26 protein-coding genes are annotated in these 26,077 nt (G+C 71.1%); 15 read left to right on the top strand and 11 right to left on the bottom strand.

Annotated elements, in window-relative coordinates:
- Positions 1-9: 9 nt before the first annotated feature.
- Positions 10-1,395, bottom strand: a complete 1,386-nt coding sequence (locus tag ACFYY2_RS06670; RefSeq protein ID WP_388737840.1) for a DUF6716 putative glycosyltransferase — start codon at positions 1,393-1,395, stop codon at positions 10-12.
- A gap of 219 nt (positions 1,396-1,614) precedes the next feature.
- Here ACFYY2_RS06670 and ACFYY2_RS06665 point away from each other — a divergent pair, with 219 nt between their 5' ends.
- The 3 genes from ACFYY2_RS06665 (at position 1,615) to ACFYY2_RS06655 (ending at position 5,260) form a co-directional block, all read left to right on the top strand.
- Complete coding sequence (locus ACFYY2_RS06665; RefSeq protein WP_388737837.1) at positions 1,615-2,616, top strand: glycosyltransferase family 2 protein; 1,002 nt, start codon at positions 1,615-1,617, stop codon at positions 2,614-2,616.
- Positions 2,616-4,034: a polysialyltransferase family glycosyltransferase gene (locus ACFYY2_RS06660; RefSeq protein ID WP_388737835.1), complete on the top strand. Its 1,419-nt coding sequence runs from the start codon at positions 2,616-2,618 to the stop codon at positions 4,032-4,034. The genes ACFYY2_RS06665 and ACFYY2_RS06660 overlap by 1 nt, the downstream gene beginning before the upstream one ends.
- A gap of 65 nt (positions 4,035-4,099) precedes the next feature.
- Entirely contained in the window at positions 4,100-5,260 is a 1,161-nt protein-coding gene (locus ACFYY2_RS06655) for an acyltransferase family protein (RefSeq protein WP_388737832.1), read from the top strand.
- A 46-nt stretch (positions 5,261-5,306) separates the two neighbouring features.
- On the opposite strand, the gene ACFYY2_RS06650 is transcribed toward ACFYY2_RS06655, so the two are convergent.
- Positions 5,307-5,951, bottom strand: coding sequence for a TetR/AcrR family transcriptional regulator C-terminal domain-containing protein (locus ACFYY2_RS06650; RefSeq protein ID WP_388737830.1), 645 nt, complete (start codon positions 5,949-5,951; stop codon positions 5,307-5,309).
- 38 nt (positions 5,952-5,989) lie between these two features.
- Between ACFYY2_RS06650 and ACFYY2_RS06645 the strand changes: the two genes are divergently transcribed.
- Positions 5,990-7,414: an FAD-dependent monooxygenase gene (locus ACFYY2_RS06645; protein WP_388737827.1), complete on the top strand. Its 1,425-nt coding sequence runs from the start codon at positions 5,990-5,992 to the stop codon at positions 7,412-7,414.
- An 18-nt stretch (positions 7,415-7,432) separates the two neighbouring features.
- On the top strand, positions 7,433-7,891 hold the full coding sequence (locus ACFYY2_RS06640; RefSeq protein ID WP_388737825.1) for a MarR family winged helix-turn-helix transcriptional regulator: 459 nt from the start codon (positions 7,433-7,435) through the stop codon (positions 7,889-7,891).
- Between the two features lie 26 nt (positions 7,892-7,917).
- Here ACFYY2_RS06640 and leuE read toward each other — a convergent pair whose 3' ends face one another.
- Together leuE and ACFYY2_RS06630 are read right to left on the bottom strand one after the other, a co-directional pair.
- A complete protein-coding gene (gene leuE, locus ACFYY2_RS06635) occupies positions 7,918-8,577 on the bottom strand; it encodes a leucine efflux protein LeuE (RefSeq protein WP_388737822.1) in 660 nt (219 codons plus the stop codon).
- A 162-nt stretch (positions 8,578-8,739) separates the two neighbouring features.
- Positions 8,740-10,320, bottom strand: a complete 1,581-nt coding sequence (locus ACFYY2_RS06630; RefSeq protein ID WP_388737819.1) for a methylmalonyl-CoA mutase — start codon at positions 10,318-10,320, stop codon at positions 8,740-8,742.
- A gap of 183 nt (positions 10,321-10,503) precedes the next feature.
- On the opposite strand from ACFYY2_RS06630, the gene ACFYY2_RS06625 reads away from it, so the two are divergent.
- A complete protein-coding gene (locus ACFYY2_RS06625) occupies positions 10,504-11,439 on the top strand; it encodes a L,D-transpeptidase family protein (protein ID WP_388737816.1) in 936 nt (311 codons plus the stop codon).
- Between the two features lie 202 nt (positions 11,440-11,641).
- Here the strand turns inward: ACFYY2_RS06625 and ACFYY2_RS06620 are convergent, their stop codons facing one another.
- The 6 genes from ACFYY2_RS06620 to ACFYY2_RS06595 form a co-directional block, all read right to left on the bottom strand.
- Positions 11,642-12,691: a hypothetical protein gene (locus ACFYY2_RS06620; RefSeq protein ID WP_388737814.1), complete on the bottom strand. Its 1,050-nt coding sequence runs from the start codon at positions 12,689-12,691 to the stop codon at positions 11,642-11,644.
- Positions 12,691-13,374, bottom strand: a complete 684-nt coding sequence (locus ACFYY2_RS06615) for an RNA polymerase sigma factor (RefSeq protein WP_388738608.1) — start codon at positions 13,372-13,374, stop codon at positions 12,691-12,693. Before ACFYY2_RS06615 ends, ACFYY2_RS06620 begins: the two co-directional genes overlap by 1 nt.
- 445 nt (positions 13,375-13,819) lie before the next feature.
- Positions 13,820-14,389 carry a hypothetical protein gene (locus ACFYY2_RS06610; RefSeq protein ID WP_388737810.1) on the bottom strand — a complete coding sequence of 190 codons (570 nt, stop codon included), beginning with the start codon at positions 14,387-14,389 and terminating at the stop codon, positions 13,820-13,822.
- A gap of 126 nt (positions 14,390-14,515) precedes the next feature.
- Complete coding sequence (locus ACFYY2_RS06605; RefSeq protein WP_388737806.1) at positions 14,516-15,022, bottom strand: hypothetical protein; 507 nt, start codon at positions 15,020-15,022, stop codon at positions 14,516-14,518.
- Positions 15,023-15,094: 72 nt separating this feature from the next.
- Positions 15,095-15,250 carry a hypothetical protein gene (locus ACFYY2_RS06600; protein WP_388737803.1) on the bottom strand — a complete coding sequence of 52 codons (156 nt, stop codon included), beginning with the start codon at positions 15,248-15,250 and terminating at the stop codon, positions 15,095-15,097.
- Positions 15,251-15,402: 152 nt separating this feature from the next.
- Positions 15,403-16,992, bottom strand: coding sequence for a family 20 glycosylhydrolase (locus tag ACFYY2_RS06595; RefSeq protein ID WP_388737800.1), 1,590 nt, complete (start codon positions 16,990-16,992; stop codon positions 15,403-15,405).
- A gap of 359 nt (positions 16,993-17,351) precedes the next feature.
- On the opposite strand from ACFYY2_RS06595, the gene ACFYY2_RS06590 reads away from it, so the two are divergent.
- From ACFYY2_RS06590 to ACFYY2_RS06550, 9 genes are all read left to right on the top strand, one after another.
- Positions 17,352-17,927: a 2-oxo-4-hydroxy-4-carboxy-5-ureidoimidazoline decarboxylase gene (locus ACFYY2_RS06590; protein ID WP_388738605.1), complete on the top strand. Its 576-nt coding sequence runs from the start codon at positions 17,352-17,354 to the stop codon at positions 17,925-17,927.
- Between the two features lie 167 nt (positions 17,928-18,094).
- On the top strand, positions 18,095-18,475 hold the full coding sequence (gene sdhC / locus ACFYY2_RS06585) for a succinate dehydrogenase, cytochrome b556 subunit (protein WP_073744455.1): 381 nt from the start codon (positions 18,095-18,097) through the stop codon (positions 18,473-18,475).
- Positions 18,476-18,480: 5 nt separating this feature from the next.
- Positions 18,481-18,960, top strand: coding sequence for a succinate dehydrogenase hydrophobic membrane anchor subunit (locus tag ACFYY2_RS06580; RefSeq protein WP_388737795.1), 480 nt, complete (start codon positions 18,481-18,483; stop codon positions 18,958-18,960).
- A gap of 29 nt (positions 18,961-18,989) precedes the next feature.
- The gene (gene sdhA, locus ACFYY2_RS06575) at positions 18,990-20,744 is read left to right on the top strand and encodes a succinate dehydrogenase flavoprotein subunit (protein WP_388737790.1); all 1,755 of its coding nucleotides are present in this window, start codon (positions 18,990-18,992) and stop codon (positions 20,742-20,744) included.
- Positions 20,744-21,511 carry a succinate dehydrogenase iron-sulfur subunit gene (locus ACFYY2_RS06570; protein WP_388737784.1) on the top strand — a complete coding sequence of 256 codons (768 nt, stop codon included), beginning with the start codon at positions 20,744-20,746 and terminating at the stop codon, positions 21,509-21,511. Before sdhA ends, ACFYY2_RS06570 begins: the two co-directional genes overlap by 1 nt.
- Before the next feature lie 173 nt (positions 21,512-21,684).
- A complete protein-coding gene (locus ACFYY2_RS06565) occupies positions 21,685-22,278 on the top strand; it encodes a hypothetical protein (protein WP_388737781.1) in 594 nt (197 codons plus the stop codon).
- 307 nt (positions 22,279-22,585) lie between these two features.
- Positions 22,586-23,020 carry a hypothetical protein gene (locus ACFYY2_RS06560; protein WP_388737778.1) on the top strand — a complete coding sequence of 145 codons (435 nt, stop codon included), beginning with the start codon at positions 22,586-22,588 and terminating at the stop codon, positions 23,018-23,020.
- A 5-nt stretch (positions 23,021-23,025) separates the two neighbouring features.
- Entirely contained in the window at positions 23,026-23,463 is a 438-nt protein-coding gene (locus ACFYY2_RS06555; protein WP_388737776.1) for a thiol-disulfide oxidoreductase DCC family protein, read from the top strand.
- Positions 23,464-23,473: 10 nt separating this feature from the next.
- On the top strand, positions 23,474-24,232 hold the full coding sequence (locus ACFYY2_RS06550) for a TetR family transcriptional regulator (RefSeq protein ID WP_388737774.1): 759 nt from the start codon (positions 23,474-23,476) through the stop codon (positions 24,230-24,232).
- Between the two features lie 66 nt (positions 24,233-24,298).
- Here the strand turns inward: ACFYY2_RS06550 and ACFYY2_RS06545 are convergent, their stop codons facing one another.
- Entirely contained in the window at positions 24,299-25,852 is a 1,554-nt protein-coding gene (locus ACFYY2_RS06545; RefSeq protein WP_388737772.1) for an ABC transporter substrate-binding protein, read from the bottom strand.
- Positions 25,853-26,077: the final 225 nt, after the last annotated feature.

Below are 26,077 nucleotides of genomic sequence, written 5' to 3'. Positions count from 1 at the left end.
AATCGGTGGTCACAGCTCGCCCATCCGCCGGATCACGGGGGCGACCCGCTGGACGCCGTGGCGGTAGGCGCCGCGCGCCGCGTTGCGCACGGTCTCGCGCACCGCGCCCCGGACGCGGCCGGTGTCCTTCGGCGCGACGGCGCCGGGCAGCGGGTGTCCGTCCGGGCCCAGGTGGTGGCGGGCGAGGATGCCGGGCAGGTAACCGGGGGCGGTGGCGGGTGTGTAGTAGGGCGTGAGGCGGGGTAGCGGGCCGGCCGCGAGCAGTTCGCCGACCCGGGCGCGGGCGGTGTCGTAGGCCGCCGCGTAGGTGCCGTCGGCGGCCACTCCCTGGCCCGCCAGCCACTGCTCGTCGGGTTCCGGGGCGAGGCCGCCGTCGAGGTGGTCCCAGGACGTGATCAGCCCGGAGCCGATGAAGTGGTGGTTGCCGAGTGCCTCGCGCACCCCGAGGTCGGAGAGGATCGCCGTCGGGATACGCCGGTGCAGGGATTCGAGGGCGGCCGTCGAGGACACGGTGACCAGCAGGTCGGTGCGGTCCAGGACCTCGCCCATGTGCCCGTACACGAGGCTGAAGTTGGGCGGCAGCCCGCCCGGGAGACGCTCCGCGAGGCGCTGGTACGGCAGCTCCTCGATGTGCGTCGTGTGCTCGCCCGGCTTGGAACGCAGCTTCAGCAGGACGTCGCGGCCCGGGTGCAGGCGGGCGTGCTCCACGAGCCGGCGCAGCAGGTAGGTGCGTTCGGCGCGGGACGCGGGCACGGAGGGCTGGGCGGCGAACACGACGGTGTCGCGGCCCTCCCGCTTCCGGTGCGGCTCTCCGCCGAGGAACGGCAGAGCGGCCTCGGTGACGGACGACGCGTCGGCCCCGACGCCCTCGTAGACGGCGCGGAAGCGTTCCGCGTCGTGGCGGGAGTTCGCGAGCACGACGTCGGCTCCGTGCCGCAGCAGGAGCCCGTCGGCGAGCTTCTCGTAGACGACGCCGACGTAGCCCGTGACGACGACCGGCCTGCGGGGGAGGTCCAGTGCGGCCAGGCCGTGCAGCATCGCCTGCACGGCGCCGCCGACGAGGGCCAGGACGACGACGTCGTACGCCTCGTCCCGCACGGTGTGCAGGAACTCGACGGCCGTCACCTCACGCACCCGGGCCGCGTCGACCCCCACCTCGCCCACCTCGGCGAGCTGCCGGGGCGTCGGGGTGGCACGGCCGCGCAGCAGCAACCCGCTGATCTCGACGGGGTGTCCCGCCGCACCGGACTCCGGCGCCCCGGACAGGCGGCGCGCGGTGAGCGCACCCCATTTCCAGCGGGTGTCGGAGTCCGCGAGCACGGCGACCCTGAGAGCCGGGGCTGCGGCTGTTGCGTGGTCGGCCGGGCCGGCCGAATTACTGGAACGTGGAGGCACGTCCAAAAAGCTAGGAAGCCATTCCGATGGGGAGCCCAACGCAGATGCAACAGATGGTTAACAGCCCACCGACGCTTGGCTATCCCGCATTTCGCGGGCCCTATCGCTCCGGCAAAGGCAGTCGGATCCGGGCAGGTTTACTGATCCGACACGGCCCGTTCATGTCCCGTCCTTTCCGGGGACAAGCCGCATGACAAGCCCGCGCCTAGCCTGATCGACGTGGTTAAGCTCTCCGTCATCGTGCCGTTCTACAACGTGCAGACATACGCGCCCGACACCCTCAGAAGCCTTCGCGCGAACGCCCGCAAGGATTTCGAGTTCATTCTCGTCGACGACTGTTCGACCGACGGGACGGCCGACATCCTGAACCGCGCGCGGGACGACATTCCGGGGGCCGTCGTCATCAGACACGAACGGAACGGCGGGCTTGCCACCGCGCGCAACACCGGCCTGGACGCCGCGAGCGGTGAATTCATCACCTTCCTCGACGGCGACGACTGGCTCGCTCCCGGCTACTACGAACGGCTCCTCGCCGCGGCCGAGGACCTGGGCTGCGACTTCGTCCGGGCCGACCACGTGCAGGTCACCGGCCGGGCGCGGACCGTGCACCGGGTGCCGCACGGCCTGCGGGGCGTGCCGTTCAGCCCCCGCGACGCCATCCTTCCGCCGGACCGCACCACGTCCGTGGACTATCCGTACGCCTGGGCCGGCATCTACCACCGCCGGCTGGCCGACCGCGGGCTGCTGCACTTCACGCACGGCCTGCGGACGGCCGAGGACCGGCCGTGGATCTGGCGGCTGCACCGGGAGGCGGAGTCCTTCGCAGCCGTCGGGCTGCTCGGAGTCTTCTACCGGCGCGGTGTCGCCTCCTCGCTGACCCAGATCGGCGACGTGCGTCAGCTCGACTTCATCAAGGCCTTCGACCAGGTCATCGAGGAGACCTCCCGGGACCCCGAGGCGGACAGGCTGCTGCCGAAGGCCGTACGCACCTACGCGGCCGTCATGGCGCACCACCTCGAATCCATCGACAGGTTCGAGCCGCTCGTCGCGCGCAAGCTGCGTTCGATGAGCGCGGCGGCACTCCAGCGGCTTCCGCAGGACCTCCTCAGCGACACCCTCGACTCGCTCGGCGACCAGCGGGCGGCCCGGCTCCGCCGGCTCCGTCGCCGCGCCGTCCCCACGGGGACCCTTCCCTCCGTCACCACAGGAGCAACCGCCTGATGTCCGGCCGCAGTTCCACCCAGCTCTTCTTCGCGTGCTCGCAGTACGCCGCAGCCACGGTCACCGCGGCGATCCGGGCGGGCCAGTTCGGCCCGCGCGACGCGCACCGCCGGATCCTGGTCGTCAGCGACACCTCGTACGCCCCCGAGGTGGGCACGCCGCTCGACCGGATGGACGGCTTCGAGTGCCTGCGCCCCGACTACGACACCGTGCTCTCCTGGAACGAGTTCATCCAGCCCTTCCACCCGGCGGGCTGGTTCCCCCGCGAGCAGGACACCCTGCTCTGGGAGCGGTACCTGCGCCTGGCCTGGGACCTCGGTGACGGCCCGGTGGAGATCGCCTGCGAGTCGATCCAGGCGAACCCGTCCAACGCCGTGGCGAAGATCTTCAGCGAGAGTCCCGTCCACGTCTACGCCGACGGGCTGATGAGCTACGGACCCACCCGGAGCAAGATCGATCCGCTGATCGGCACCCGGGTGGCGCGACTGCTGCACCTGGACCTCGTCCCGGGCCTGCGGCCCCTGCTGCTGTCCGAGTTCGACGTAGAGGCGGAAGTCGTCCCGACGGCCGAATTCCTCAAGGTGCTCACCGAACTCGCGGACGCCGCACCCGCGTTCACCGGGCTTCCGGGCCAGGACTCCCCGGCCGGTGACGCGCCCGCCCTGCTGCTCGGGCAGTACCTCTCCGCGATCGAGGTCCTGACGCCCGCCGAGGAGGAGGCCCTCCACGTGCGGATGCTGCGCGGCGCCGTCGCCCTCGGGCACCGGCACGTCGTCTTCAAGCCGCACCCCTCCGCGCCGGCCGGCTGGTCGCGCCTCCTGGAGGAGGAGGCGGCACGTCTGGGTTCCGAACTGACGGTGCTGGACGCCCCGGTGATCGCGGAGGTGGTCTACCAGCGGCTGAAACCGGCCCTCGTCGTCGGGGCGTTCTCCACGGCCCTGCTCACCGCCGCGGCCTTCTACGGCCTCCCGGTGGCCCGGCTGGGCACGGAGACGCTGCTCAGCGGCCTGACCCCGTACCAGAACAGCAACCGGGTGCCCGTCACGATCGTCGACACGCTGCTGCCCGATCTGGAGGACGCGCCCGCGGTCACGGCGTGGAGCATGCCGGACGAGGCGACGGTCCGGCGCGAGCTCACCGGTCTCGTCACCGCCGTCGGCTTCGCGATGCAGCCGAAGATCTACCCCGGACTGCGCTCCGCGGCCGAGGTGTTCCTCTCGGTCCAGCCCGCGTCCGTCAGGGACCGCTACTTCAGGCGCCGCCGCCTGACCTCACTCGCCCTGCCCGGGGCGCTGCCCTCCCAGCTCGACTTCATCCCCCGCAACCCCACCGTGCGGCGTTTCGCACGGCAGGCCCGCACCTGGCAGCGGGCGGCGAGCCGCCGCCTGCCGGGGGCCGGCCGGGTCAACGGCAGCTGAAGCACCCTGTGACCCTCCGTCTTCCCCGGGGGAAGACCGTGGACGACGTGGAAGGACCACCCGACGTGACGAGCGCGCCACCGCTGCCTGCCGAGGCGGCGGTTCCCGGCAAGGCGGCCCCGCAGCAGCCCACCGCGCCCAGGGCGGGAGGCCGTCTCCGCGCCCTCGACGGGCTGCGCATCCTCGCGGCCCTGATGGTCTGCCTCTACCACTACGCCGGCAAGAACGGCGAGGTCGCCGAGTCCTGGGGGCAGTCGCCCGGGCTCATGTTCCCCACGCTGTCGTCGGTCGCGACGTACGGCTGCCTCGGGGTCCAGTTCTTCTTCGTCATCAGCGGCTTCGTGATCTGCATGAGCAGCTGGGGCAGGAGTCCGGGGGACTTCTTCCGTTCCCGGGTGGCCCGTCTCTACCCCGCGTACTGGGCGGCGATCGTGATCGTCACCGCCGCCGCGGTCCTGCTCCCGGTGGTGGTGCGGCCGCTGCCGCTGGACGAGTTCTTCGTCAACCTCACCATGCTCCAGCAGCCGATGGGCGTGGACCGGGTCCTCGGCGTGTGCTGGACGCTCTGGGTGGAGATGCGGTTCTACCTGCTGTTCGCCGTCTTCGTGGTCTGGCGGGGCGTGACGTACCGCCGGGTCGTCGTCTTCTGCGTCGCGTGGACCTTCGCGGGCGTCTTCGCCCGGATCGCGCACACGCCGCTCACCGACGCCCTGGTGATGCGGGACCACGCGCCCTACTTCATCGCCGGCCTGGCCTTCTACCTCATCCACCGTTACGGCAGCGACCTGCTGCTGTGGGGCATCGTGCTCACCAGCTGGCTCCTCGGCCAGCGCTATTCGGTCACGGCGCTCTGGCACCCGGGCATGGACGGCGACTTCGCCCGCTCCCCGTATGTCATCCAGGCGATCACGGCCCTGGCGTTCCTCGCCGTCGCCGCGGTGGCCCTGGGCTGGCTGGACCGGGCCGACTGGCGCTGGCTGACGGTCGCCGGCGCGCTCACGTATCCCTTCTACCTGCTGCACGAGCACCTGGGCTGGTTCGCGATCCGCATCATGAACCGCGCACTGCATCTGCCGCCGTACGTGACGCTGGCCGCCTCGGTGTCGTCCGTCCTGATCCTGGCCCACCTGCTCCACCGCCTGGTGGAGAAGCCGCTCGGCTCCCGCCTCAAGCGGGCGATGACCGCGCAGGCGGCACGGATCCCCTGGCGGGAGCGGACGGGCTGAGCGCGCACCGCCGCCTCCTCCGCGCGGGCTCCGGCCGGGAGGGGGGCTACTTCACCCCGTAGCGCGCCTCGATGCCCGCGACGACGATCCACAGGCCGTCCTCGAAGCGCTCGTCGTAGTTGCCGAAGATCTCGGCCCCGGCGGCGGCCACGAGGGGGTAGCCCTCCATGCGCGCCGCCCGCTCGTCGACGTCGTAGCCCTCCCGGCGCTCACCGGGCATGGGCAGGACGCCCTGTTCCTCGGTGACGAAGCCCATCGTGTAGGCGTTCGCGGTGGTGCCCGCGCGCACGGCCTGCCGCAGGTCGAAGCCCGCGTCGACCATGGTGCGGAGGTGGGCCTCCAGCCCCGGGGCGTGGTCGATGCCGGTGAATCTGGCGCCGCTGTAGACCTTGGCGCCGTCCCGGTGGCGCAGCAGTGAGCGGCGCAGGACGGTCTGGTACGCGACCATCTGCCGCTGCCAGCCGACGGGCGCCGGATCAGGCAGTTCCTCCGCCAGCATCCGGCGGTACATCACGGTCGCCATCTCGTCGAGGAGCGCCTGCTTGTCCTTGAAGTGCCAGTAGAGCGCCGGCGCCTTGACGTCCAGCTCCCTGGCGATGGCACGCAGGGTCAGCCCGTCGAGGCCCACCTCGTCCAGCAGCCTCAGCGCGGTGTCCGCGACCCGCGCCCGATCGATCTTCGTCGTACCCACCTTGACAATTTAACAGCGTTAAGCCGAGACTCCCGGCCATGGAACTTAACAGCGTTAAGGAAACGGACGTGCTGATCGCCGGCGCGGGCCCCAGCGGCCTCGCACTGGCCTGCGACCTCGCCCGCCGCGGTGTGCGCGCCCTCGTCGTCGAACAGGCCCCGTCGCTCTTCCCGGGCTCACGCGGCAAGGGCATCCAGCCCCGCACCCGGGAGGTGTTCGACGACCTCGGCGTGGGCGACGCGGTACGGGAGCACGGCGGCCCGGCCCCCATCGGGATGACGTGGAGCGGAGGCGAGCGCCGGGGCGAGTACGACATGTTCCGCCGCGCGGCTCCCACCGAGGCCGAGCCGTACGGGGAGCCGTGGACGATGCCGCAGTGGCGGACCCAGGAGATCCTGCTGGCGCGCCTGCGCGAACTGGGCGGCGACGTCCTCTTCTCCTCGGCCCTCACCGGCCTGTCCCAGGACACCGCGGGGGTGACGGCACAGCTGACCACCGGCGAGGTCCGCGCCTCCTACCTCGTCGCGGCGGACGGCGGGCGCTCCACCGTCCGGCGCGCGCTCGGCATCACGATGGACGGCGAGACCGTCGACCCCGCTCCCGTGCTGGTGGCCGACGTCCGGATCGCCGAGTCCGCGCTCGACCGGCGGAACTGGCACGTCTTCACGGGCGGGGCGGGATACACCACCCTGTGCCCGCTGCCCGGCACGGCGGACTTCCAGCTGGTCGCCCAGTTCCGGACCGGCGCCCCCGGCCTCACCCCCGACGCCGTGCGGGCACTGGTCGCCTCGCGCACCCACCTGGCCGCGGACGCGGTCACCGAGGTGCGCTGGGCGTCGGACTTCCGGCCGCGCGCGGCGCTGGCCGAACGCTTCCGGGAGGGCCGGGTCCTCCTGATCGGCGACGCCGCGCACGTCCACTCCCCCGCCGGCGGCCAGGGGCTGAACACGAGCGTCCAGGACGCCTACAACCTGGGCTGGAAGCTCGGACAGGTGCTGCTGCACGGCGCGCCCGCCGCGCTGCTGGAGACCTACGAACAGGAGCGTCGCCCGGTCGCCGCGGACATGCTCGGCCTCTCCACGCGCATCCACCGGGGCGAACAGGAACGCGGCAGCGCCGCCCAGCAGTTGGGGCTCGGCTATCGCGGCGGCCCGCTGGCATCCGGCCGCGCGGGGGTCCTGGAGTCCGGCGACCGCGCACCCGACGGCCCCGCGGGCGAGGCGGGGCGCCTCTTCGACGTCTTCAGGGGGCCGCACTTCACCCTGCTCGCGGTCGGCACGGACGTCGCGCTTCCCGCTCACGACGGCGCGATGCTGCGCGTCTTCCGTGCGCCGGCGAACGAGGCGTACGGCACGGGCCTGTTCCTCGTGCGGCCCGACGGCTACGTCGGCTGGGCGGGCGACGGACCCCAGGGGCTCGCGGAGTACGCCGGACCGCTGGGCCTTGACCTCAAGTCCGCTTGAGCTCCTACGGTCCAGGACATGGATTACTCACATGACGACGCGGGACTCGCACGGCAGCCGATCGGCTACTGGAGCTGGGCGGCGCACGAAGCGACCGTGACCCACATCAGGGCCGCGCTGGCGGAGCACGGACTCACCCAGCCACCCTGGTGGGTCCTCAACCAGCTCACCGAGGCGGACGAGGACGGCCGCCCGCGCGCCGAGGTGGTCGCGCTGCTCCGCGGCTACCTGAACGCCGGCGACTCGCTGGAACCGGAGATCGACACCCTGGTCGCCGAGGGCCTGGTCACGGAGGACCCCACCACCCGCCTCCGGCTCACACCCGAAGGGCACGCCCTGCGCGCCGCGGCGTTCGAACGGGTCGGCAGGGCGAGCGCGGAGATCCACGCCGGAATCCCGGACGAGGAGTTCGTCGCCGCCCTGAAGGTGCTCCAGCGGATGATCCACAACGTGGGCGGCAAGGCCTGGCACCACTGAGCCCGGTCCCCGGCCGTCCGGCCGGTTCAGACCCCGCTGAGCGAAAGCTTCGCCGCGAACCCGAGGAACAGGACACCCGCCGCCGTGGTGGCACCAGCCGACAGCCGCTTGCGGCGCCGGAAGACGGCGGCCAGCCGGGTGCCGCCGAAGATCAGCGTCGAGAGGTAGAGGAAGCTGCCGATCTGCAGGAGCGTGCCGAGCAGGAGGAAGGACAGCGCCGGGTAGGCGTACCCGGGGTCGACGAACTGCACGAAGAAGGAGATGAGGAACAGGATGGCCTTCGGGTTGAAGATGCTGACCACGAGCGCCCGCCGGTAGGGGTGCTCCGCCGCCGCCGACGGCGCGGTGTCCTCCTCGGTCAGCTCGGCCGCCCGCCGGTGCCGCTCGCGCCACATCGACGCGGCCGCCCGCATCATCCCGATCGCCAGCCAGGTCAGGTAGCCGGCGCCCGCGTACTTGACGACGGCGAACAACAGCGGCGTCGTCTGCAGCAGCGAGGCGGCGCCCAGCGCCGACAGGGTCATCAGGACCGTGTCCCCGGTCCACACACCGGCGGCCGCCACGTAACCGGTGCGTACCCCGCGCCGGGCGGCGACGGACAGCACGTACAACGAGTTCGGCCCCGGCAGCAGAATGATCAGCACCAGGCCGGCGAGATAGGTCGGAAGATCGGTGACACCCAGCATGGACGGAGTGTCGCACGGAGGTGCGCCACTCCGTCCAGGTGTTCACATCACGGAGATTCGGCCCTCGCCGCCCTCGGGCGGACGGCCGGGACGCGGACCGGCACGCCGCCCCCGGCGCGGCCCCCGGCCTGGCCGGGACCGTACCGCGTGCGGGTGCCCCGCTCAGAACGCGTCCGTCGGGACGTACGCGCCCCAGACCTCCCGCAGTGCGTTGCAGACCTCACCGACCGTGGCCCGCGCCCTGAGGGCGTCCTTCATCGGGTAGAGCACGTTGTCCGTGCCCTCGGCGGCCCTCTTGAGTTCCGCCAGCGCCGCGTCCACCGCACCCTGGTCCCGCTCGGCGCGGAGCTTCGCCAGGCGGGCCGCCTGCTGGGCCTCGATCGCCGGGTCGACGCGGAGGGGTTCGTACGGCTCCTCCTCGTCCAGGCGGAAGCGGTTGACGCCGACGACGACGCGCTCGCCGCTGTCCGTCTCCTGTGCGACGCGGTAGGCGCTGCGTTCGATCTCCCCCTTCTGGAAGCCGCGTTCGATGGCCTCGACCGCGCCGCCCATGTCCTCGACCTTGAGCATCAGCTCCAGGGCCGCGGCCTCGACGTCGTCGGTCATCCTCTCGACGACGTAACTGCCCGCGAACGGGTCCACCGTGGCCGTCACGTCCGTCTCGTACGCCAGGACCTGCTGGGTGCGCAGCGCGAGGCGGGCCGACTTGTCGGTCGGCAGGGCGATGGCCTCGTCGAAGGAGTTGGTGTGCAGCGACTGCGTGCCCCCGAGGACCGCGCCGAGGCCCTGCACCGCGACCCGGACCAGGTTGACCTCGGGCTGCTGGGCGGTGAGCTGGACGCCGGCGGTCTGGGTGTGGAAGCGCAGCATCAGGGACTTGGGGTTCTGCGCGCCGAACTCCTCCTTCATCACACGTGCCCAGATCCGGCGCGCGGCACGGAACTTGGCGACCTCCTCCAGGATCGTCGTGCGGGCGACGAAGAAGAAGGAGAGCCGGGGTGCGAAGTCGTCCACGTCCATGCCCGCGGCCACGGCGGTCCGGACGTACTCGATGCCGTCCGCGAGCGTGAACGCGATCTCCTGCGCGGGCGAGGCGCCCGCCTCGGCCATGTGGTAGCCGGAGATCGAGATGGTGTTCCACTTCGGGATCTCGTCCCGGCAGTACTTGAAGATGTCGGCGATCAGCCGCAGCGACGGCTTCGGCGGGAAGATGTACGTGCCCCGGGCGATGTACTCCTTGAGCACGTCGTTCTGGATGGTGCCCGTCAGCCGGCCGGCAGGCACGCCCTGCTCCTCGGCGACCAGTTGGTAGAGCAGCAGGAGGAGCGACGCGGGGGCGTTGATGGTCATCGAGGTGGAGACCTCGCCGAGCGGGATCCCGTCGAAGAGGACGCGCATGTCGTCGAGCGAGTCGATCGCGACCCCGACCTTGCCGACCTCGCCGGACGCGATGGGGGCGTCCGAGTCGTGCCCCATCTGGGTCGGCAGGTCGAACGCGACGGACAGGCCCGCCGTGCCGTTGGCGATCAGCTGCTTGTAGCGGGCGTTGGACTCCGTGGCGGTGCCGAATCCCGCGTACTGCCGCATGGTCCACGGCCGGCCCGTGTACATGGTCGGGTAGACACCGCGTGTGAAGGGGTACGCCCCGGGCTCGCCCAGTTTCTCGTCGGCCCGCCAGCCGTCGAGGGCGTCCGGCCCGTACACCGGCTCGATGGGCAGTCCTGACTCGGACTCACGCGTCATGTGCTGTGCCTCCCGCTCAAGCTACTTATCGGTAACAAATCTCGCGACGGACTCTAGCGGCGGCGCCCCGGCCTGTCGGGAGCCCTCCGCTGGGACCTTGCTCACAGCGCGCGCCCGCGCCTCGCGCGGGCCACTCCCATCATGCGCAGGATTCGGCAACCGGGCAGGACGGGAATCCGTCTCATGAGACGTCCGCGCCACGCGGACGGCGGCGGGACAGCCAGGGGGCCGATGATGGGACGCGTACGGGCCGGCAGCCGGACGGGTGGGGCGCGTGCGTCGGCCGCGGCGGCCCTCGGTCTGGTCGTACTGGCCGCCCTCACGGCGGGATGCACGGACCCGTCCGCCGGGTCCGCCGCCCCTCCCGGAACGGCCGCGCCCTCCCCGGACGACGCCAAACCGGGCGGCGGTCCGGCCGTCCCGTCACCCTCCGCGTCGCCCTCGGCATCGGCATCGGCGACACCGGGTGCCCGCCCCGCGGACCGGCCCCGGACGCTGATGTCCGTCGGCGACCGGAGCGAGCGGGTACGGGAACTCCAGGCCCGGCTGCGGCAGACCGGCCACTTCGACCGCAGCCCCACCGGGTACTACGGCACCCTGACCGCCGCGGCGGTGCGGTCCTTCCAGGGCAAGCGGGACCTCCCCCGGACGGGCGGGACCGACACGGTGACGTGGCGTCGGCTGCTGGCGATGACGAGGAAGCCGACGGCCCGGGAACTGGACCCGCCGACCGACAGGCCGGTCGCCCGTCCCGACGCGCGGTGCATGACGGGCCGGGTGCTGTGCATCAGCAAGAACAGCCGCACGCTGGCCTGGATGATCGACGGCCGGGTGGTCTCGGCGATGGACGTGCGGTTCGGCTCCCGCTACACGCCCACCCGTGAGGGCTCCTTCTCGGTGTACTGGAAGTCCCGCCACCACGTCTCGACGCTCTACGACACCCCCATGCCGTACGCGATGTTCTTCAGCGGCGGCCAGGCGGTGCACTACTCACCGGACTTCGCGGCCCGCGGCTACGACGGCGCGTCGCACGGATGCGTGAACGTGCGGGACGAGGCGAAGATCGCGTCGCTGTTCGCCCAGGTGAAGAACGGCGACAAGGTCGTCGTCTACTGGTAGACGGCGGACCGGCGATCGGGGGCGCGGGCGGGACCGGGGGAACGTGTCCCGCCCGCGCCGGATGCGCCGAGCCGAAGGTACGGGGGGAACCCCGGCTCATTGCGCGGCCGATGACCAGTCGGCACTCACTACTGCGCCGTGGCGTCGAAGAACGTTACAGCCGACGCGTTCATGCAGGTCAGAGGCGTACCCGAAGGTAGGGTCAGCGCGCCGGCAGGGCGGACGGGAAGGCCGTCGGCCGCGTGCCGGGCCCATCGCCGGGCGCGTCCCGCGTGTGGAAGGTGACGGACGGAAGGGGGCCTGCGCCCTCGCCGCCGTCCTGGCCGCCGCCGGGCTGACCGTCGCCTGGCTGACCATCGCCGCCGCCGTCGCGGCCGTCCGCCGCCAGGACACGGTCACAGAAGCGGTCCAGGTTGTCCTCGCCGTCGGCCAGTTCAAGGAGTCTGCGCTCCTGATCCTCGCTCAGGGCGTGGGCGCGGTAATCCCGGCACGCACGGACGGACTTCGCGAACACCCCGCCCGCGGAGCCCCCGGGCAGCTCGCGCCCGTCCGTGCCGTCCCGCGCACCGCCGTCGACCGTGCCCCTGTCACGGCTCCGGTCCTCCGGGGCGGGCGGACCGACGCCGTCCGGCACACTCGGCGGCACACCGTCGGCCGGCTTCTTCTCCTCGGCACCATCGGGCGCCTTCGCCGTCCGCGACGCCCCGGGCGCCCGGGGCGTCGCGGACGGCGAAGGCGCGGAGGGCGCCACCTCGGGCGCCTCCTCCCCCATCTCCTCGGGGGACGCGGCCGCGGAGACGGAAGCGGCGGGCACCGGTGCGCCGTGGCTGCCGAACGGCCCGGGCAGCATGCCCGCGCCACCGGCGAAGGCCACCCCGCCGAGCGCACCTCCCACGAGCGAGACGGCCAGGCAGAAGCGCACCGGCCGGGTCCAGCGCGGACGCCGGGACGACGCCTGGGGCGCGGCCCCGATCCGTACGGTGTGGAGGGCGCCGCCGGTTCCGGCGGCCGTGGCGGAGTGTGCGGCGCCGGCCCGCCTCCCCTTGCCGGAGGCCTCGCGGAAGGCCGCCATCGCCGCGGCCTCACCGGGCAGTTCGCCCCCGGCGGGGGCGGGGGTCCGTACCGCCCGGAGCGCGGCCTCCAGCTCCGGCAGTCCGGTCCGTCCGTGATCGTCGACGGACTCGACGGGCGCACCGCGGAGGAGTTTCTCCACAGCGTCCGCGTCAAGCCACTCGTGCTGCTCGTCGGCCATCACATGTCCCTCTGCGTCCACGGACGCGAATGCGTCACACCGGCGGGCGCCGCCCCGCCCTTGCGGATGGGGCGCTGCGCGGGCACCGCGCCGAGCCCCGCCCCGGCCGCCGGAATCTCGTCCTCCTGGCCGCTGTCGCCCCCCACCAGCTCGGCGAGCCTCTTCAGACCGCGGTGGGCCGCGGTGCGCACCGCGCCGGGGCGCTTGCCCAGGGTCCTGGCCGCGCTCTTGGCGTCGAGGCCGATCACCACGCGCAGCACGACCGCCTCGGCCTGATCCTGCGGCAGTTGGGCGATGAGGGACATGGCACGGCCGGTGCCGAGGGATTCCAGCGCCTCCCCCGCCGTGTCGGATTCGGCGGCCTCCCCGGCCAGTTCGCTCTCGTCGCCGCCGATCGCGGGGCGCCTGCCCCGCATCCGGATGTGGTCGAGCGAACGGTTGCGCGCTATCCGGGCGGCCCAGCCGCGGAACCGGTCGGCGTCGCCGCTGAAGCTGTCGAGATCCCGCGCTATCTGCAGCCAGGACTCGGACGCCACGTCCTCGGCGTCCGGTTCACCGACCAGCGTCCGTATGTAGCCGAGCAGCCGCGGTTGCACGGCGCGGTACACAGTACGGAAGGCGTCCTCGTCCCCGTCCTGTGCCGCGAGCACCGCGGCGGTCAGCTCCGCGTCGTCCCCCAGCACTCCCTCAACCCGCCCCGCTGATCTCGATCGCAGCTGGTCACCACTGCCGCGCAGCCCTGCGCGAATCAGCACGCTACGTGCTCGGACGGTGCGCCGTCCATGACTTGTACAACCCGCAACTGTCTCCTGACGCGCTGCGGTGTGACAGAAAACGCACTCATGGCGCTGAGATGAGTACGGGGCCGCACTGCGGTCCCGTGAAAGACGGCCGGGGCCTCTCCTGTGGGGGGTGGCGGCCCCGGTCGTCCTTCCGCTCCCTCCGCCGGGCCGAGGCGTGGGCGCACGACGTCTTCGCCTCCACGAGCCCGTTCAGCACACGAGTGGCTTGTCGTGGTGCCCGCCACCGCCGCCACGGTCCGCGCCGAACGGCGGCCCGGGCAGCCCTGACCCGGTCACGGCGGCGGGGCATCCCACGTGACCGGGCGCGGCCGGGGCCCGCCGGACATCACCGCACGCGCCCGCGGGCGCGCCTCGACATCACCGCGCGCAGGACCCGCCGCCCTTCGGCCGAGAGGTCGAGCACCCGCCGCAGGCCCGCCCCCGCACCGGCCGCACCGGCGTGCTCGGCGAGCACGTCCAGGATCTCGGCCTGGCGCAGCACCTCACCGGTGACGAGCGGTCCGCCGTCGGCCGCCCCGCCCGTGCGGCACAGCTCCAGCGCGTGGGCGTCCCCGGCCGGGAAGTCGAACTCCCGGTGGACGTCCAGCGCGAGGAGTGAGCACGCGTCGGCCCAGGACCTCAGCGGCCCGGCCTCGAACTCCCGCGGCGCGTCACCCAGCATCGCGCGCACCCGGGATGCCGTGCCGCCGTCCGCCGCGGCCCGCTCCATCGCCGCGCAAACGGCGTCGAGGCGTTCCGCCCACTCCTCGCCGGTGTCGCAGCTCACCCACAGCGGGCGCAGCGGTTCGGGATCTCCCCCGTCCTCCGGCGGCATGAGACAGCGGTCCAGGCAGGCGAGCGCACTCGCCGCCAGGCTCCGCTCGTCGGCACGGGCGATCTGCTCCATCAGAGTCATCGATGCCTCCCCTCGTTTCTCGGCCGCTCCCCCGCTCAGTGACGAGGGCTGTGCTGCCTGTTACCGCGTACAGCGTCGGATGGCCGAAAAGCGTCACCCGGCCCCCGGGAACGAACTCGTCGGAGCTCAGCCATGGAGGCCCTCAATGCCCAGACGGTCCAGGAATGCGAAGAAAAGTTCATCGGCGGACCACTCCGGCTCCTCGATGCGCAGCAGTTCGAGCAGGGGGCCCTCCAGCACACCGCGGCCGGATTCAGCCGCCCATCGCACCGCCCGTGCCGCCGCGTCCTCGGGGGGCAGGAAGAGGTCCTCCAACGTCGTGCCGTCCCGGCCGAGTCGCGAGGCCATGGGAGCGCGGCCGAGGCAGGCGTACCAGGATCCGCTGTGCGGACCCGCGGCCTCCACGGCCACGCACACGCCGTCCATGACGAAGCCGAGCAGCACGGGCGCACGCGCGGCGTCGGCGAGCGCCGCCATGGGGCCGGGGGGCGGATGGCCGGGGTGGCACCAGACCTGCCAGCCGTCGGCGCGGTACTCACGCAGTGTCAGCAGGCCGCGCGCGTCCCTCAACGCGGGGTGTTCCGGGAGTGGTTCGCCGCTGCGGCCCACCAAATACACACCCCAGAAACCCATGTCGCGCTCCCCCCGCGTCCGGGCTGCCATTCTGCCCGCCGGACCCGCGGCGGGTGCGCGAAACGGGCCGAGTCAGGCCTGCGGCACCCCGGCCGGAACGGCGGCGGACCACGGATACGTCCCCCGGGCGGCCCGCTCGCCCTGCATCCGGGTCAGCTTGCGCACGAAGACGATCGCCGCGACGGCCGCCGCGATGTCGAGCACGCCGCCGGCCATGATCAGGGTCACGGAGTCCGCGAGAGCGGGCGGGAGTTCGGTCGCGTCGTAGTTCCTGGTCGCGACCTGTTCCGGTTCTCGGACGTCGGCCGCGCGTCCCTCCCCAGGGCGCGCGGCCAGCGGAACCTAAGCCTTCCCGGCGGCGATGTCCACGGAGTTGGCGATCAGTTCGACGCGTCGACCTCGTCGGCCAGCGACTTGAAGTCGGCCCAGGTCAGCTCCGGTGTGCCCGGGTCCCACAGCTTCTGGGAGACGGCGTTGAGCGGCATCCGGACGCCGGCGGCGACCTGTGCCTGCGTCTGCGCGTTCGGGAAGTCGCCCCAGACCGCGAACCGGCCGCCGAGGATCTGCTTCGAGTAGCGCTCGGACACCGGCTCGGTGCCGCGCAGGACGAACGGGGTCCACTTCTCGTAGATCCGCTTGCCCGTCGGATACGTGAAGTCGTTGGGCTCGCCGAGCACGTAGTAGAGGAACTCGTCGTTGAGGTTGACGACCTCGCGGCCCTCGGCCAGGTAGTCCTGGGGCGGCCGGGCGCCGATCTCCTTGCCCGTCCAGTACTCCACCTCGATGCCCTTGTCCGCGGTGACGCTGCCGCCGCTGAAGAAGCCGTCGTTCCACGCCTTGGGAATCTTCCGGGCCTCGCGGATGACGGCGGCGCGGTCGTTCAGCCAGCCCTCGGCCAGGTCCTGGACGGTGGCGTCGGCGCCGTACTTCTCCCGGGCGGCCGCGGCGAGCTGCGGGTAGGACGCCTGCGGGCTGCTCACCGTGAGGGCCTGGTACTCGTCCGCCCCGACGTGGAACCAGTCGCCGGGGAAGAGTTCGGCGTACTCGGTCAGGAGGTCGTCGACGATCCGAGCCGACTCGGGCCGGGAGATGTCGATGGCACCCTGCCTGGCCACGCCCTGGGTGTTGCGGAGCTGGAGGTCCGGGTGGGCGCGCAGGACGGCACCGAGGTGTCCGGGGGAGTCGATCTCGCCGACCACCGTGATGTGCAGGCTCTGCGCGAGCTTCACGATCCGGCGCACGTCGGCCTTGCTCAGGGCTTCGCCGGAGACGACCTCGGGGTGGGTGTCGGACTCGATCCGGAAGGCCTGGTCGTCGGAGAAGTGCAGGCCGAGCTGGTTGAGCTTGAGGTCGGCCATCTCGCGCAGCCGGTCCTCTATCCAGTCCACGGAGTAGTACTTGCGCGCTATGTCGAGGTTGAACCCGCGCTGGGGGCGGTCCGGGGTGTCGCGCACGACGCCCTCGGGCACGGTGCCGTCGGCGTTCAGCGACTGCTTGAGGGTGCGGGTTCCGTAGAACACGCCCGCCTGCCCGGGGCCGCTGATGGTGACGCGGCCACCCGCCGTCTTCAGGGTGTACGACTCGGGGCCGCCCTTGCCGGCGGCGGAGAGCGCCAGTTCGACGTCACCCGCCCGGGCGGACTTCTCACCCCGATAGCCGATCTTCAGCTCCCCGGCGAGCAGCTTGGCCTCGTCCGCGAGTCCGGGGTCGGTCACGACGACCGAGCTGTCGGCGGACGGCTTCCAGCCCGGTCCGCGCGCGGGGGTGTGCTCGCGCACGGCGGGTATCGTCCGCGGCGTCGTGGAGAGCGGATAGCTCCGGGACGGGGACGGCGAGGTGCGGGCCGAGGCGGCACCGCCGTTCTGGGTCCCGGTGCCGGAGCCGTCGGGCCAGGCGACGACGGTGAGTGTGACGGCGGCGGCTACGGCGACGGCCGCGCCGGCCACCATGGTTCCGCGTGAGGGCGACATCGGTCAGAATCCTCCGGATCGGGGGAGAAACAGTTCAAATAAGACGAGGAAGCCGGACAATTCCCCTGCTCAATTCGTCCATCAAGCGTTCCGAAACTCTCCCGTGCGGGTGAATTTCTCGCATCATTCGGTTACCGGCCGCTCGGTCTCGCTAGCGTTGCGGCACATACATCCCAGTCCTCACTTCCGCCCCCTGAGCAACCTCGTCGCTCTCAGACCCGTCTGCAGGGTCACAGATGCCTTTCGTCCGAGGAGTCCCGCTGTCCAGGTCCAGCGAGTCCCACGCCGGCCTGCCGGAACAACCTCGGCAGGCAGGGCGGGCCGCCGTACCCGTCCAGGGCCAGGGCCCCGCTCCGGCCCTGTGCGAGGTACCGGCGGAGGCCCCTGTTCCGGAACCAGTCTCGGGGAGCGGTCGCAAGAATGCCCACTCGAACGGGATCCGTCACTTCAACGCCTGGCCGCGCGAGCTCGCCGAGGCCGCGCTGCTGGAGTGCTGCGGCAGCGGCCGCTGGGCCCAGCGGATGGCGGCCCACCGCCCCTACCCCGACCTGGACACCCTGCTCGCCGCCTCCGACGAGGCGGGGTACGACCTCGCGCCCTCCGACATCGCCGAAGCGCTCGCGACGGAGTGCGCCCCCTGCCTGCACCACGCCGCACCCCGCGCGGCCCACCTGGCGCTGCGCGCGGCGCACGCCGCCTACGAGAGCCGCTTCGGCCACGTCTTCGTGATCTGCCTGGACGGGCTGCGACCCTCCCAGCACGTCGACCAGGTGCTCGCGGCCATCCGCACCCGGCTGGCCCACGAACCGGACGAGGAGCGGGCCCTGACCGCGGAGGAGATGCGACGACTCGCCCGGGGCCGCATCATCGAGCTGGTGACGGAGGCCGGACGTCCGTCCGGCCCGGGCTCCCCGCCGGCGTACGACCCCCGGTAGCCCGTCCGTGCCTGTTTGATTGCCACTTTGATCACACCGACGGGCCCCGCCGCCATGGAACCGACAAAGCGTCGCTACGATGGCCGGGGCCGGTGGACCGTACCCGGCCGGGTCAGACCGACAGTCAAGCCGGCCGACCCCAATCCCCGCTCCCGGAGGGTTCTTCCGTGCCGGCTGGAACGCTGTACCGCGGCCGGGAAGGCATGTGGTCCTGGGTGGCTCATCGAGTCACCGGTGTCCTCATTTTCTTCTTCCTGTTCGTACACGTCCTGGACACCGCTCTCGTGCGTGTCTCCCCCGAGGCGTACGACGAGGTCGTGGCCACCTACAAGACCCCGCTCGTCGCGCTGCTCGAGTACGGCCTGGTGGCCGCCATCCTGTTCCACGCGCTGAACGGTCTCCGGATCGTCGCCGTGGACTTCTGGGCCAAGGGCCCGCGCTACCAGAAGCAGATGCTCTGGACCGTCCTCGGCATCTGGATCGTGCTGATGGTCGGGGCCCTGTACCCCGTCCTCGGCCACGCCGTACGCGAAGTCTTCGGGAGCTGAGGCCAATGTCCACCGAGACTCCTTCGTCGGCGATCGGCGACGTCGAGGCCGTGAGCCTGTTCGACGTCGACAACCCGGCACCCGTGATCGAGCCCCCGCGCCAGCGCACGGGCAAGACCCCCAAGGCCTCGCGCACCAACTTCGAGATGTACGCCTGGCTCTTCATGCGCCTGTCGGGCATCGTGCTGGTCGTCCTGGTCATCGGCCACCTGCTGATCCAGCTGGTGCTCGACGGCGGCGTGTCCAAGATCGGCTTCGCGTTCGTCGCGGGCCGCTGGGCCTCGCCGTTCTGGCAGCTCTGGGACCTGGGGATGCTGTGGCTCGCCATGCTCCACGGCGCCAACGGCCTCCGTACGGTCATCAACGACTACGCCGAACGGGACAACACCCGGTTCTGGCTGAAGATGCTCCTGTACACCGCCACGGTGTTCACCGTCCTGCTGGGCACGCTGGTGATCTTCACCTTCGACCCGAACATCCGCTAGGCGCCGGGACAGAGGGACCAGAGGAAACCATGCAGATCCACAAGTACGACACAGTCATCGTCGGCGCCGGCGGCGCCGGCATGCGCGCGGCCATCGAGTCGACCAAGCGCAGCCGCACCGCCGTGCTGACGAAGCTCTACCCCACCCGCTCCCACACGGGCGCCGCGCAGGGCGGCATGGCCGCCGCGCTGGCGAACGTGGAGGAGGACAACTGGGAGTGGCACACCTTCGACACGATCAAGGGCGGCGACTACCTGGTCGACCAGGACGCCGCCGAGATCCTGGCGAAGGAGGCCATCGACGCCGTCCTCGACCTGGAGAAGATGGGCCTGCCGTTCAACCGGACGCCCGAGGGCCGCATCGACCAGCGCCGCTTCGGCGGTCACACCCGTAGCCACGGCGAGGCCCCGGTCCGCCGGTCCTGCTACGCCTCGGACCGCACGGGCCACATGATCCTCCAGACGCTGTACCAGAACTGCGTCAAGGAGGGCGTGGAGTTCTTCAACGAGTTCTACGTCCTCGACCTCCTGCTCCAGGAGGTCGACGGCGTCAAGAAGTCCGCGGGCGTCGTCGCCTACGAACTGGCGACCGGCGAGATCCACGTCTTCCAGGCGAAGTCGATCATCTTCGCCTCCGGCGGCACCGGCAAGTTCTTCAAGGTGACCTCCAACGCGCACACCCTGACCGGTGACGGCCAGGCCGCCGCGTACCGCCGCGGTCTGCCGCTGGAGGACATGGAGTTCTTCCAGTTCCACCCGACGGGCATCTGGCGCATGGGCATCCTGCTGACGGAGGGCGCCCGCGGTGAGGGCGGCATCCTCCGCAACAAGGACGGCGAGCGCTTCATGGAGAAGTACGCGCCGGTCATGAAGGACCTCGCGTCCCGTGACGTCGTGTCCCGCTCCATCTACACGGAGATCCGTGAGGGCCGCGGCTGCGGTCCCGAGGGCGACCACGTCTACCTCGACCTCACGCACCTCCCGCCGGAGCAGCTGGACGCGAAGCTCCCGGACATCACGGAGTTCGCGCGCACCTACCTCGGCATCGAGCCCTACACGGACCCGATCCCGATCCAGCCGACCGCGCACTACGCCATGGGCGGCATCCCGACCAACGTCGAGGGCGAGGTGCTGGCCGACAACACCACCGTCGTCCCGGGCCTGTACGCCGCCGGCGAGGTCGCCTGCGTGTCCGTGCACGGCGCCAACCGCCTCGGCACCAACTCCCTGCTCGACATCAACGTCTTCGGACGCCGGTCGGGCATCGCGGCCGCCGAGTACTCCGCGAAGAACGACTTCGTCGAGCTTCCCGAGAACCCGGCGAAGCTGGTGGAGGAGCAGGTCGAGCGGCTGCGCAACTCGACGGGCACCGAGCGCGTCGCGGCGCTCCGCCTGGAGCTGCAGGAGTGCATGGACGCCAACGTGATGGTGTTCCGCACCGAGCAGACGATCAAGACCGCGGTCGAGAAGATCGCGGAGCTGCGGGCGCGGTACCTGAACGTGTCCATCCAGGACAAGGGCAAGCGGTTCAACACCGACCTGCTGGAGGCCATCGAGCTGGGCAACCTGCTCGACCTGGCCGAGGTCATGGCCGCCTCCGCGCTGGCCCGCAAGGAGTCCCGCGGCGGTCACTACCGCGAGGACTACCCGAACCGCGACGACGTCAACTTCATGCGCCACACCATGGCGTACCGCGAGGTCGCGGACGACGGCACCGAGTCGATCCGGCTCGACTACAAGCCGGTCGTCACGACCCGCTACCAGCCGATGGAGCGTAAGTACTGATGGCTACCCCGACCCTGGAGAAGACCGACAAGGCCGAGGCCGGCTTCGGAGACTCTCCCTACATCACCGCCACGTTCCGGATCCGCCGGTTCAACCCGGAGGTCTCCGACGAGGTCCAGTGGCAGGACTTCCAGATCTCGATCGACCCGAAGGAGCGTGTTCTCGACGCCCTTCACAAGATCAAGTGGGAGCTGGACGGCACTCTGACCTTCCGCCGGTCCTGCGCGCACGGCATCTGCGGCTCCGACGCGATGCGGATCAACGGCAAGAACAGGCTCGCCTGCAAGACGCTGATCAAGGACATCAACCCGGAGAAGCCGATCACGGTCGAGGCCATCAAGGGCCTCACGGTCCTCAAGGACCTCGTGGTCGACATGGACCCGTTCTTCCAGGCCTACCGCGATGTCATGCCCTTCCTCATCACCAAGGGCAACGAGCCGACGCGCGAGCGCCTGCAGTCCGCCGAGGACCGCGAGCGCTTCGACGACACCACCAAGTGCATCCTGTGCGCCGCGTGCACGTCCTCGTGCCCGGTGTTCTGGAACGACGGCCAGTACTTCGGTCCGGCGGCCATCGTCAACGCGCACCGCTTCATCTTCGACTCGCGCGACGAGGGCGGCGAGCAGCGGCTGGAGATCCTCAACGACCGTGACGGTGTGTGGCGTTGCCGCACGACGTTCAACTGCACGGACGCCTGCCCGCGTGGCATCGAGGTCACCAAGGCGATCCAGGAAGTGAAGCGTGCGCTGATCACGCGTCGCTTCTGACCCACGCGTCACCTCCACAGGCCCCGTTCCCCGCACCGACCGCGCGGGGAACGGGGCCTGTTGGTGCGTCGGGGCGGGCCGGGACGGTACGGTCGTGCGGAGCCCGACCGGCTCGCCTCTCCCGGCGCAGCACAGCACGGGAGCAGATGGCTTGAGGGAGAACGGGGAACGTCGTGAGCGATCCGAATCCGTACGCGGACGACTCATACAAGTGGGGCCCGCCGCAGCCGCCGGGCAATCCGCCCACGATGCCGGACGGCCAGGGCTACGGCTATCCGGCGCCGGGCGCCGCCCCCGCGTACGGCTACCCGCAGCCGCTGCCGGAGTCCGCGGCGCAGCCCGGCCCCGGCTACGGCTACCCCGGGCCGGGCCAGGCGACGCAGCCCGGCTTCAACCTCCCGGCGCAGCACGGGGGGACCGGCGGGGTGCCCATGCTCTCGTTCGGTGACATCACGGTGATGAACGACGGGATCGTGACGCCGTCCGGCACCATGCCGCTGAAGGGCGCGGTGTGGACCGCGACGGACATGTCGCGCACGGAGGAGAAGATCCCCACCGTCGGCATCGTGCTGGCGATCGTCTTCGCGCTGTTCTGCCTGATCGGTCTGCTGTTCCTCCTGATGAAGGAGAAGCGCACGACCGGTTTCATCCAGGTCACCGTCACCAGCGCCGGCCGCCACCACTCGACGATGATCCCGGCGACGGGACCCGAGACCTTCCAGATGGTCATGTCACAGGTCAACACCGCGCGCTCGATGAGCGCCTGAGGGCCGGCGCGGCCCGCACCGGGCCGCCGCCCGGATCACGCGACCGCCGCCGCGGCCGCCGATCACCCCTGGTTCACGCCGGGGACCGCACCAGCGGTCCCCGGCTTTCCCGTTTCCGGGTTCTTCCGGCGCACGCCCGCGCCGGTCACCGTGCGGGCGAGCGACCCACCCTGACGTCCGGTCACCTCGCGTCGCCCGCCTCCCACGTGGCTGTCCAGCCGCCCCCCTCACCCCACTTGAACACGTTCAACAATGGGCCTACAGTCAGCGTGTCAACATTTTGAACGCGTTCAAGGGAGGGTGGGGCATGGACCTCACTGTGCTCGCTTACGTCATCTACCTGCTCGTCAGCGTGACGCTCACCGTCTGGGTCGCCCGCACGCTGAGCCGCAACGGCAGGATCTTCCTCGCCGACGTGCTCCGGGGCGACGAGAAGCTGGCCGACGCGGTGAACCACCTTCTGGTGGTCGGCTTCTACCTGCTGAACCTGGGCTTCGTGGCCCTCTACCTGAAGAACGCCGACGGGGTCGCCGACGCCAGGCAGCTCTTCGAGGCGCTGTCGGTGAAGACGGGCGTCGTCCTGCTCGTCCTGGGCGCCATGCACCTGGTCAACGTCTACGTCCTCAACAGGATCCGCCGCCGGAGCCTGATGGAGCGCGAGCAGACTCCGCCGGTACCGCCGCAGGGCTGGACCGGCCCCGGCAGCCAGGGCCCCTGGGCCGCACCCGCCGCCGGGAAGTGAGCGACATGGCCCGTACGCGCTCCGCGGAGCCGCCGGTCGGCCGCCTCACGGTCCTCTACGACGACCGGTGCCCCCTCTGCGTCCATCTGCGGCAGTGGCTCGGCGGACAGCGGCAGCTCGTCCCCCTCGACCTCGTCCCGGCCGGTTCCCCCGAGGCCCGGCACCGCTTCCCCGGACTCGACCACGCGGCCACGCTCGACGAGATCACCGTCGTCGGTGACGGGGGCCAGGTCTACCGGGGCACCTCCGCCTGGATCGTCTGCCTCTGGGCCCTCGCCGAGCACCGCCCCAGGGCCCACTGGCTCACCACCCCGGCGGGGCGGCCCTTCGCGAGGGCGACCGTACTCGCCGCCGCGAAGATCCGGTCCGTCACCACGGAGCCGTGCACCTCCGCCGGGGCGGCCTGCCGGCTGCCGGATTCCGTGGGCGGATCTCCCGGATAGCCTTGGACCCGTGGTGAGGGAAGAGGAGAACGTGGCTGACGCGAACGCGGCGAAGCCGTCCGGGACCGGCAAGGGCTCCAGGGCGTCCAGCGCCTCGAAGAGCGAGCAGACCCGCACGCTGATCCTGGAGACCGCGCTCCGGCTCTTCGAGGAGCGCGGGTACGACAGGACCACGATGCGGGCCATCGCCCAGGAGGCGGGCGTCTCCGTGGGGAACGCCTACTACTACTTCTCCTCGAAGGAGCATCTGGTTCAGGGCTTCTACGACCGGATCGCCGCCGAGCACGCGGTCGCCGTCCAGCCGGTCCTGGAGGGGGACGCGGATCTCGCCGTCCGCATCCGGGGCGTACTGCTGGGCTGGCTGGACGTGGCCCAGCAGTACCACCGCTTCGCCGCGCAGTTCTTCAAGAACGCCGCCGACCCCGAGAGCCCGCTCTCGCCGTTCTCGGAGGACTCCGTCGCCGCCCGTGAGGCGGCGATCTCGATCCACCGGCGCTGCCTGGCCGGGTCGGACGTCAAGCGCGACCCCGAGCTGGACCGGTTGCTGCCGCAGCTGATGTGGCTGATGCAGATGGGACTGGTGCTGTTCTGGGTCTACGACCGGACCGAGAACACCGAGCGCAGCCGCCGGCTGGTGGAGCGCACCGCGCCACTTGCCGCACGGGCGATCGCGCTCTCCCGTTTCCGGGTGCTGCGACCGCTCGTGCGGCAGGTTCACGACGTGCTGGTGGAGTTCATGCCCGGCGTCCGGGACACCAAGGACGCCTGAACGCCGGGGACGCACTGGCCGCCCTGAACGCCGGGGATGTCCCGGACGTCCTGGACGCCCTGGACGTCAGATCCAGCTGAGTTCCCAGAGACGCCAGATCCCGGTGCCGTCCGAGAGGTACTGGGAGCCCGACACCTCGGTGGTGGCGACGACGTAGTCCTTCTTCTGCCACAGCGGGATCAGCGGCACGTCCTCGCCGACCAGCTGCTGGAGCTCCTTGAAGTCGGAGGACGTCCGGCCGCGGTCGCTGTACTGCTGCGTGGACGCGATCAGCCGGTCCATCTTCGCGCTGACGTAGCCGTTGTGGAGGCTGCTGTCGCGGCCGACGAGCGGCTGGCTGAAGGTGTCGGAGTCGGGGAAGTCGGGAAGCCAGCCGACGGTGTAGGCGTCGTAGTCGCCCGCCGCGTAGCCCTTCTGGAAGGCCTGCCACTCCACGGCCTTCTCGGTGACCTTGAACAGCCCGTCCTTCTCCATCTGGCGGACCAGCTCGGCGCTCTCCGCCTTGTTCGCGTCGTCGTCGCGGTGGGCGAAGACGATGGGCAGCGGGATCTTCACCCCTGCCTCCTGCATGAGGGCCCTGGCGCGCTTCGCGTCCGGCTGCGGGTAGGCGTCGAAGAAGGGGGTGCTGTGCCCGATGTAGCCCTGCGGGATCAGCGAGTACAGCGGCTCGACGGTGCTGTGGTAGACGTCGCCGACCAGTGGACCGCGGTCGATGAGCCACGCGAGGGCCTGGCGGACCCGCTTGTCCGCGAGCGGCGAGTCGGAACGGACGTTGAAGACCAGGTTGCGGATCTCGGCGCTGTCCGCCTCGGTGACGCGCTGTTCGGTGGCGCCGGGATCGAGCGCGGCGAGCTTGTCGGCGGGGAGCTGACGGTGTGTCACATCGACCTCGCCGGCCTGCCACGCGGCCTGGAGCTGGTCGGATCCCTCGAAGTAGCGGATGTCGACCGCCACGCCGGTGCTCTTCAGCGCGCCCTTGTACGCGGGGTTCGGCTGCAGCTTGGCCTGCACCCCGGGCTCGTAGGCCTTCAGGACGTACGGCCCCGATCCGTCGACCTGGTTCCCCTTGCGGAGCTTGTCCTTCGGATAGGTGCTGGGGTCCACGATCGACCCGGCGCCCGTCGCGAGCTTCTGCGGGAAGGTCGCGTCACGGGCCGAGAGGTTGAACGTGATGGTGCGCCCCTCGGTCACGACCGAGGCGAGATTAGGGAAGAGCACCGAGGGACCGACGTCCGCCTTGATCTTGAGCATGCGGTCGAAGGAGTACTTCACGTCCGCCGCGGTGATCTTGCGGCCGCTGGAGAACGTCAGGTCGTCCCGCAGCGTGCACTGGTAGGTCTGGAGCTTCATCCCGACGAACCCGCAGCTCTCCGCCGCGTCCGGCTCCGGCACGATGGCCCCGGACTTGAAGGTCAGCAGCGACTGGTACAGGTTGCTGTAGATGGCCCAGGAACCGGCGTCGTAGGCGCCGGCCGGGTCGAGCGAGGTCACCTCGTCGGACGTGCCGACCTTGATGGCGTCCTCGTTCACCTCGTCCGAGGGGAGCAGTTGCCAGCCGCCGAATCCGACGATGGCCAGTACCGCGATTATCGCGAGAATCCGTATTCGGATCGACCGCATGTGCCGTGCTCTCCCTTACCAGCCCCATCTCGGCTCATGTGCGGGAATCGCGCACATCGCCGCATGTTCGACCTCACCCAATCACACGATATTCACATCTGGAAGTCGAGGAGCGGTGCCGGCAGTGACTCGCTCACCAAAAGCGCTGTACCGGCATCGAATTGGGCCTCACACAGGATTCCCACAGTGATTTCGTCGCCGGATGTGACGTCCGTGTGTGATTTC

It is taken from the genome of Streptomyces sp. NPDC001822 (genome assembly GCF_042892135.1).
Taxonomy (GTDB): Bacteria; Actinomycetota; Actinomycetes; order Streptomycetales; family Streptomycetaceae; genus Streptomyces.
This window is presented reverse-complemented; position numbering and strand designations above follow the sequence as displayed.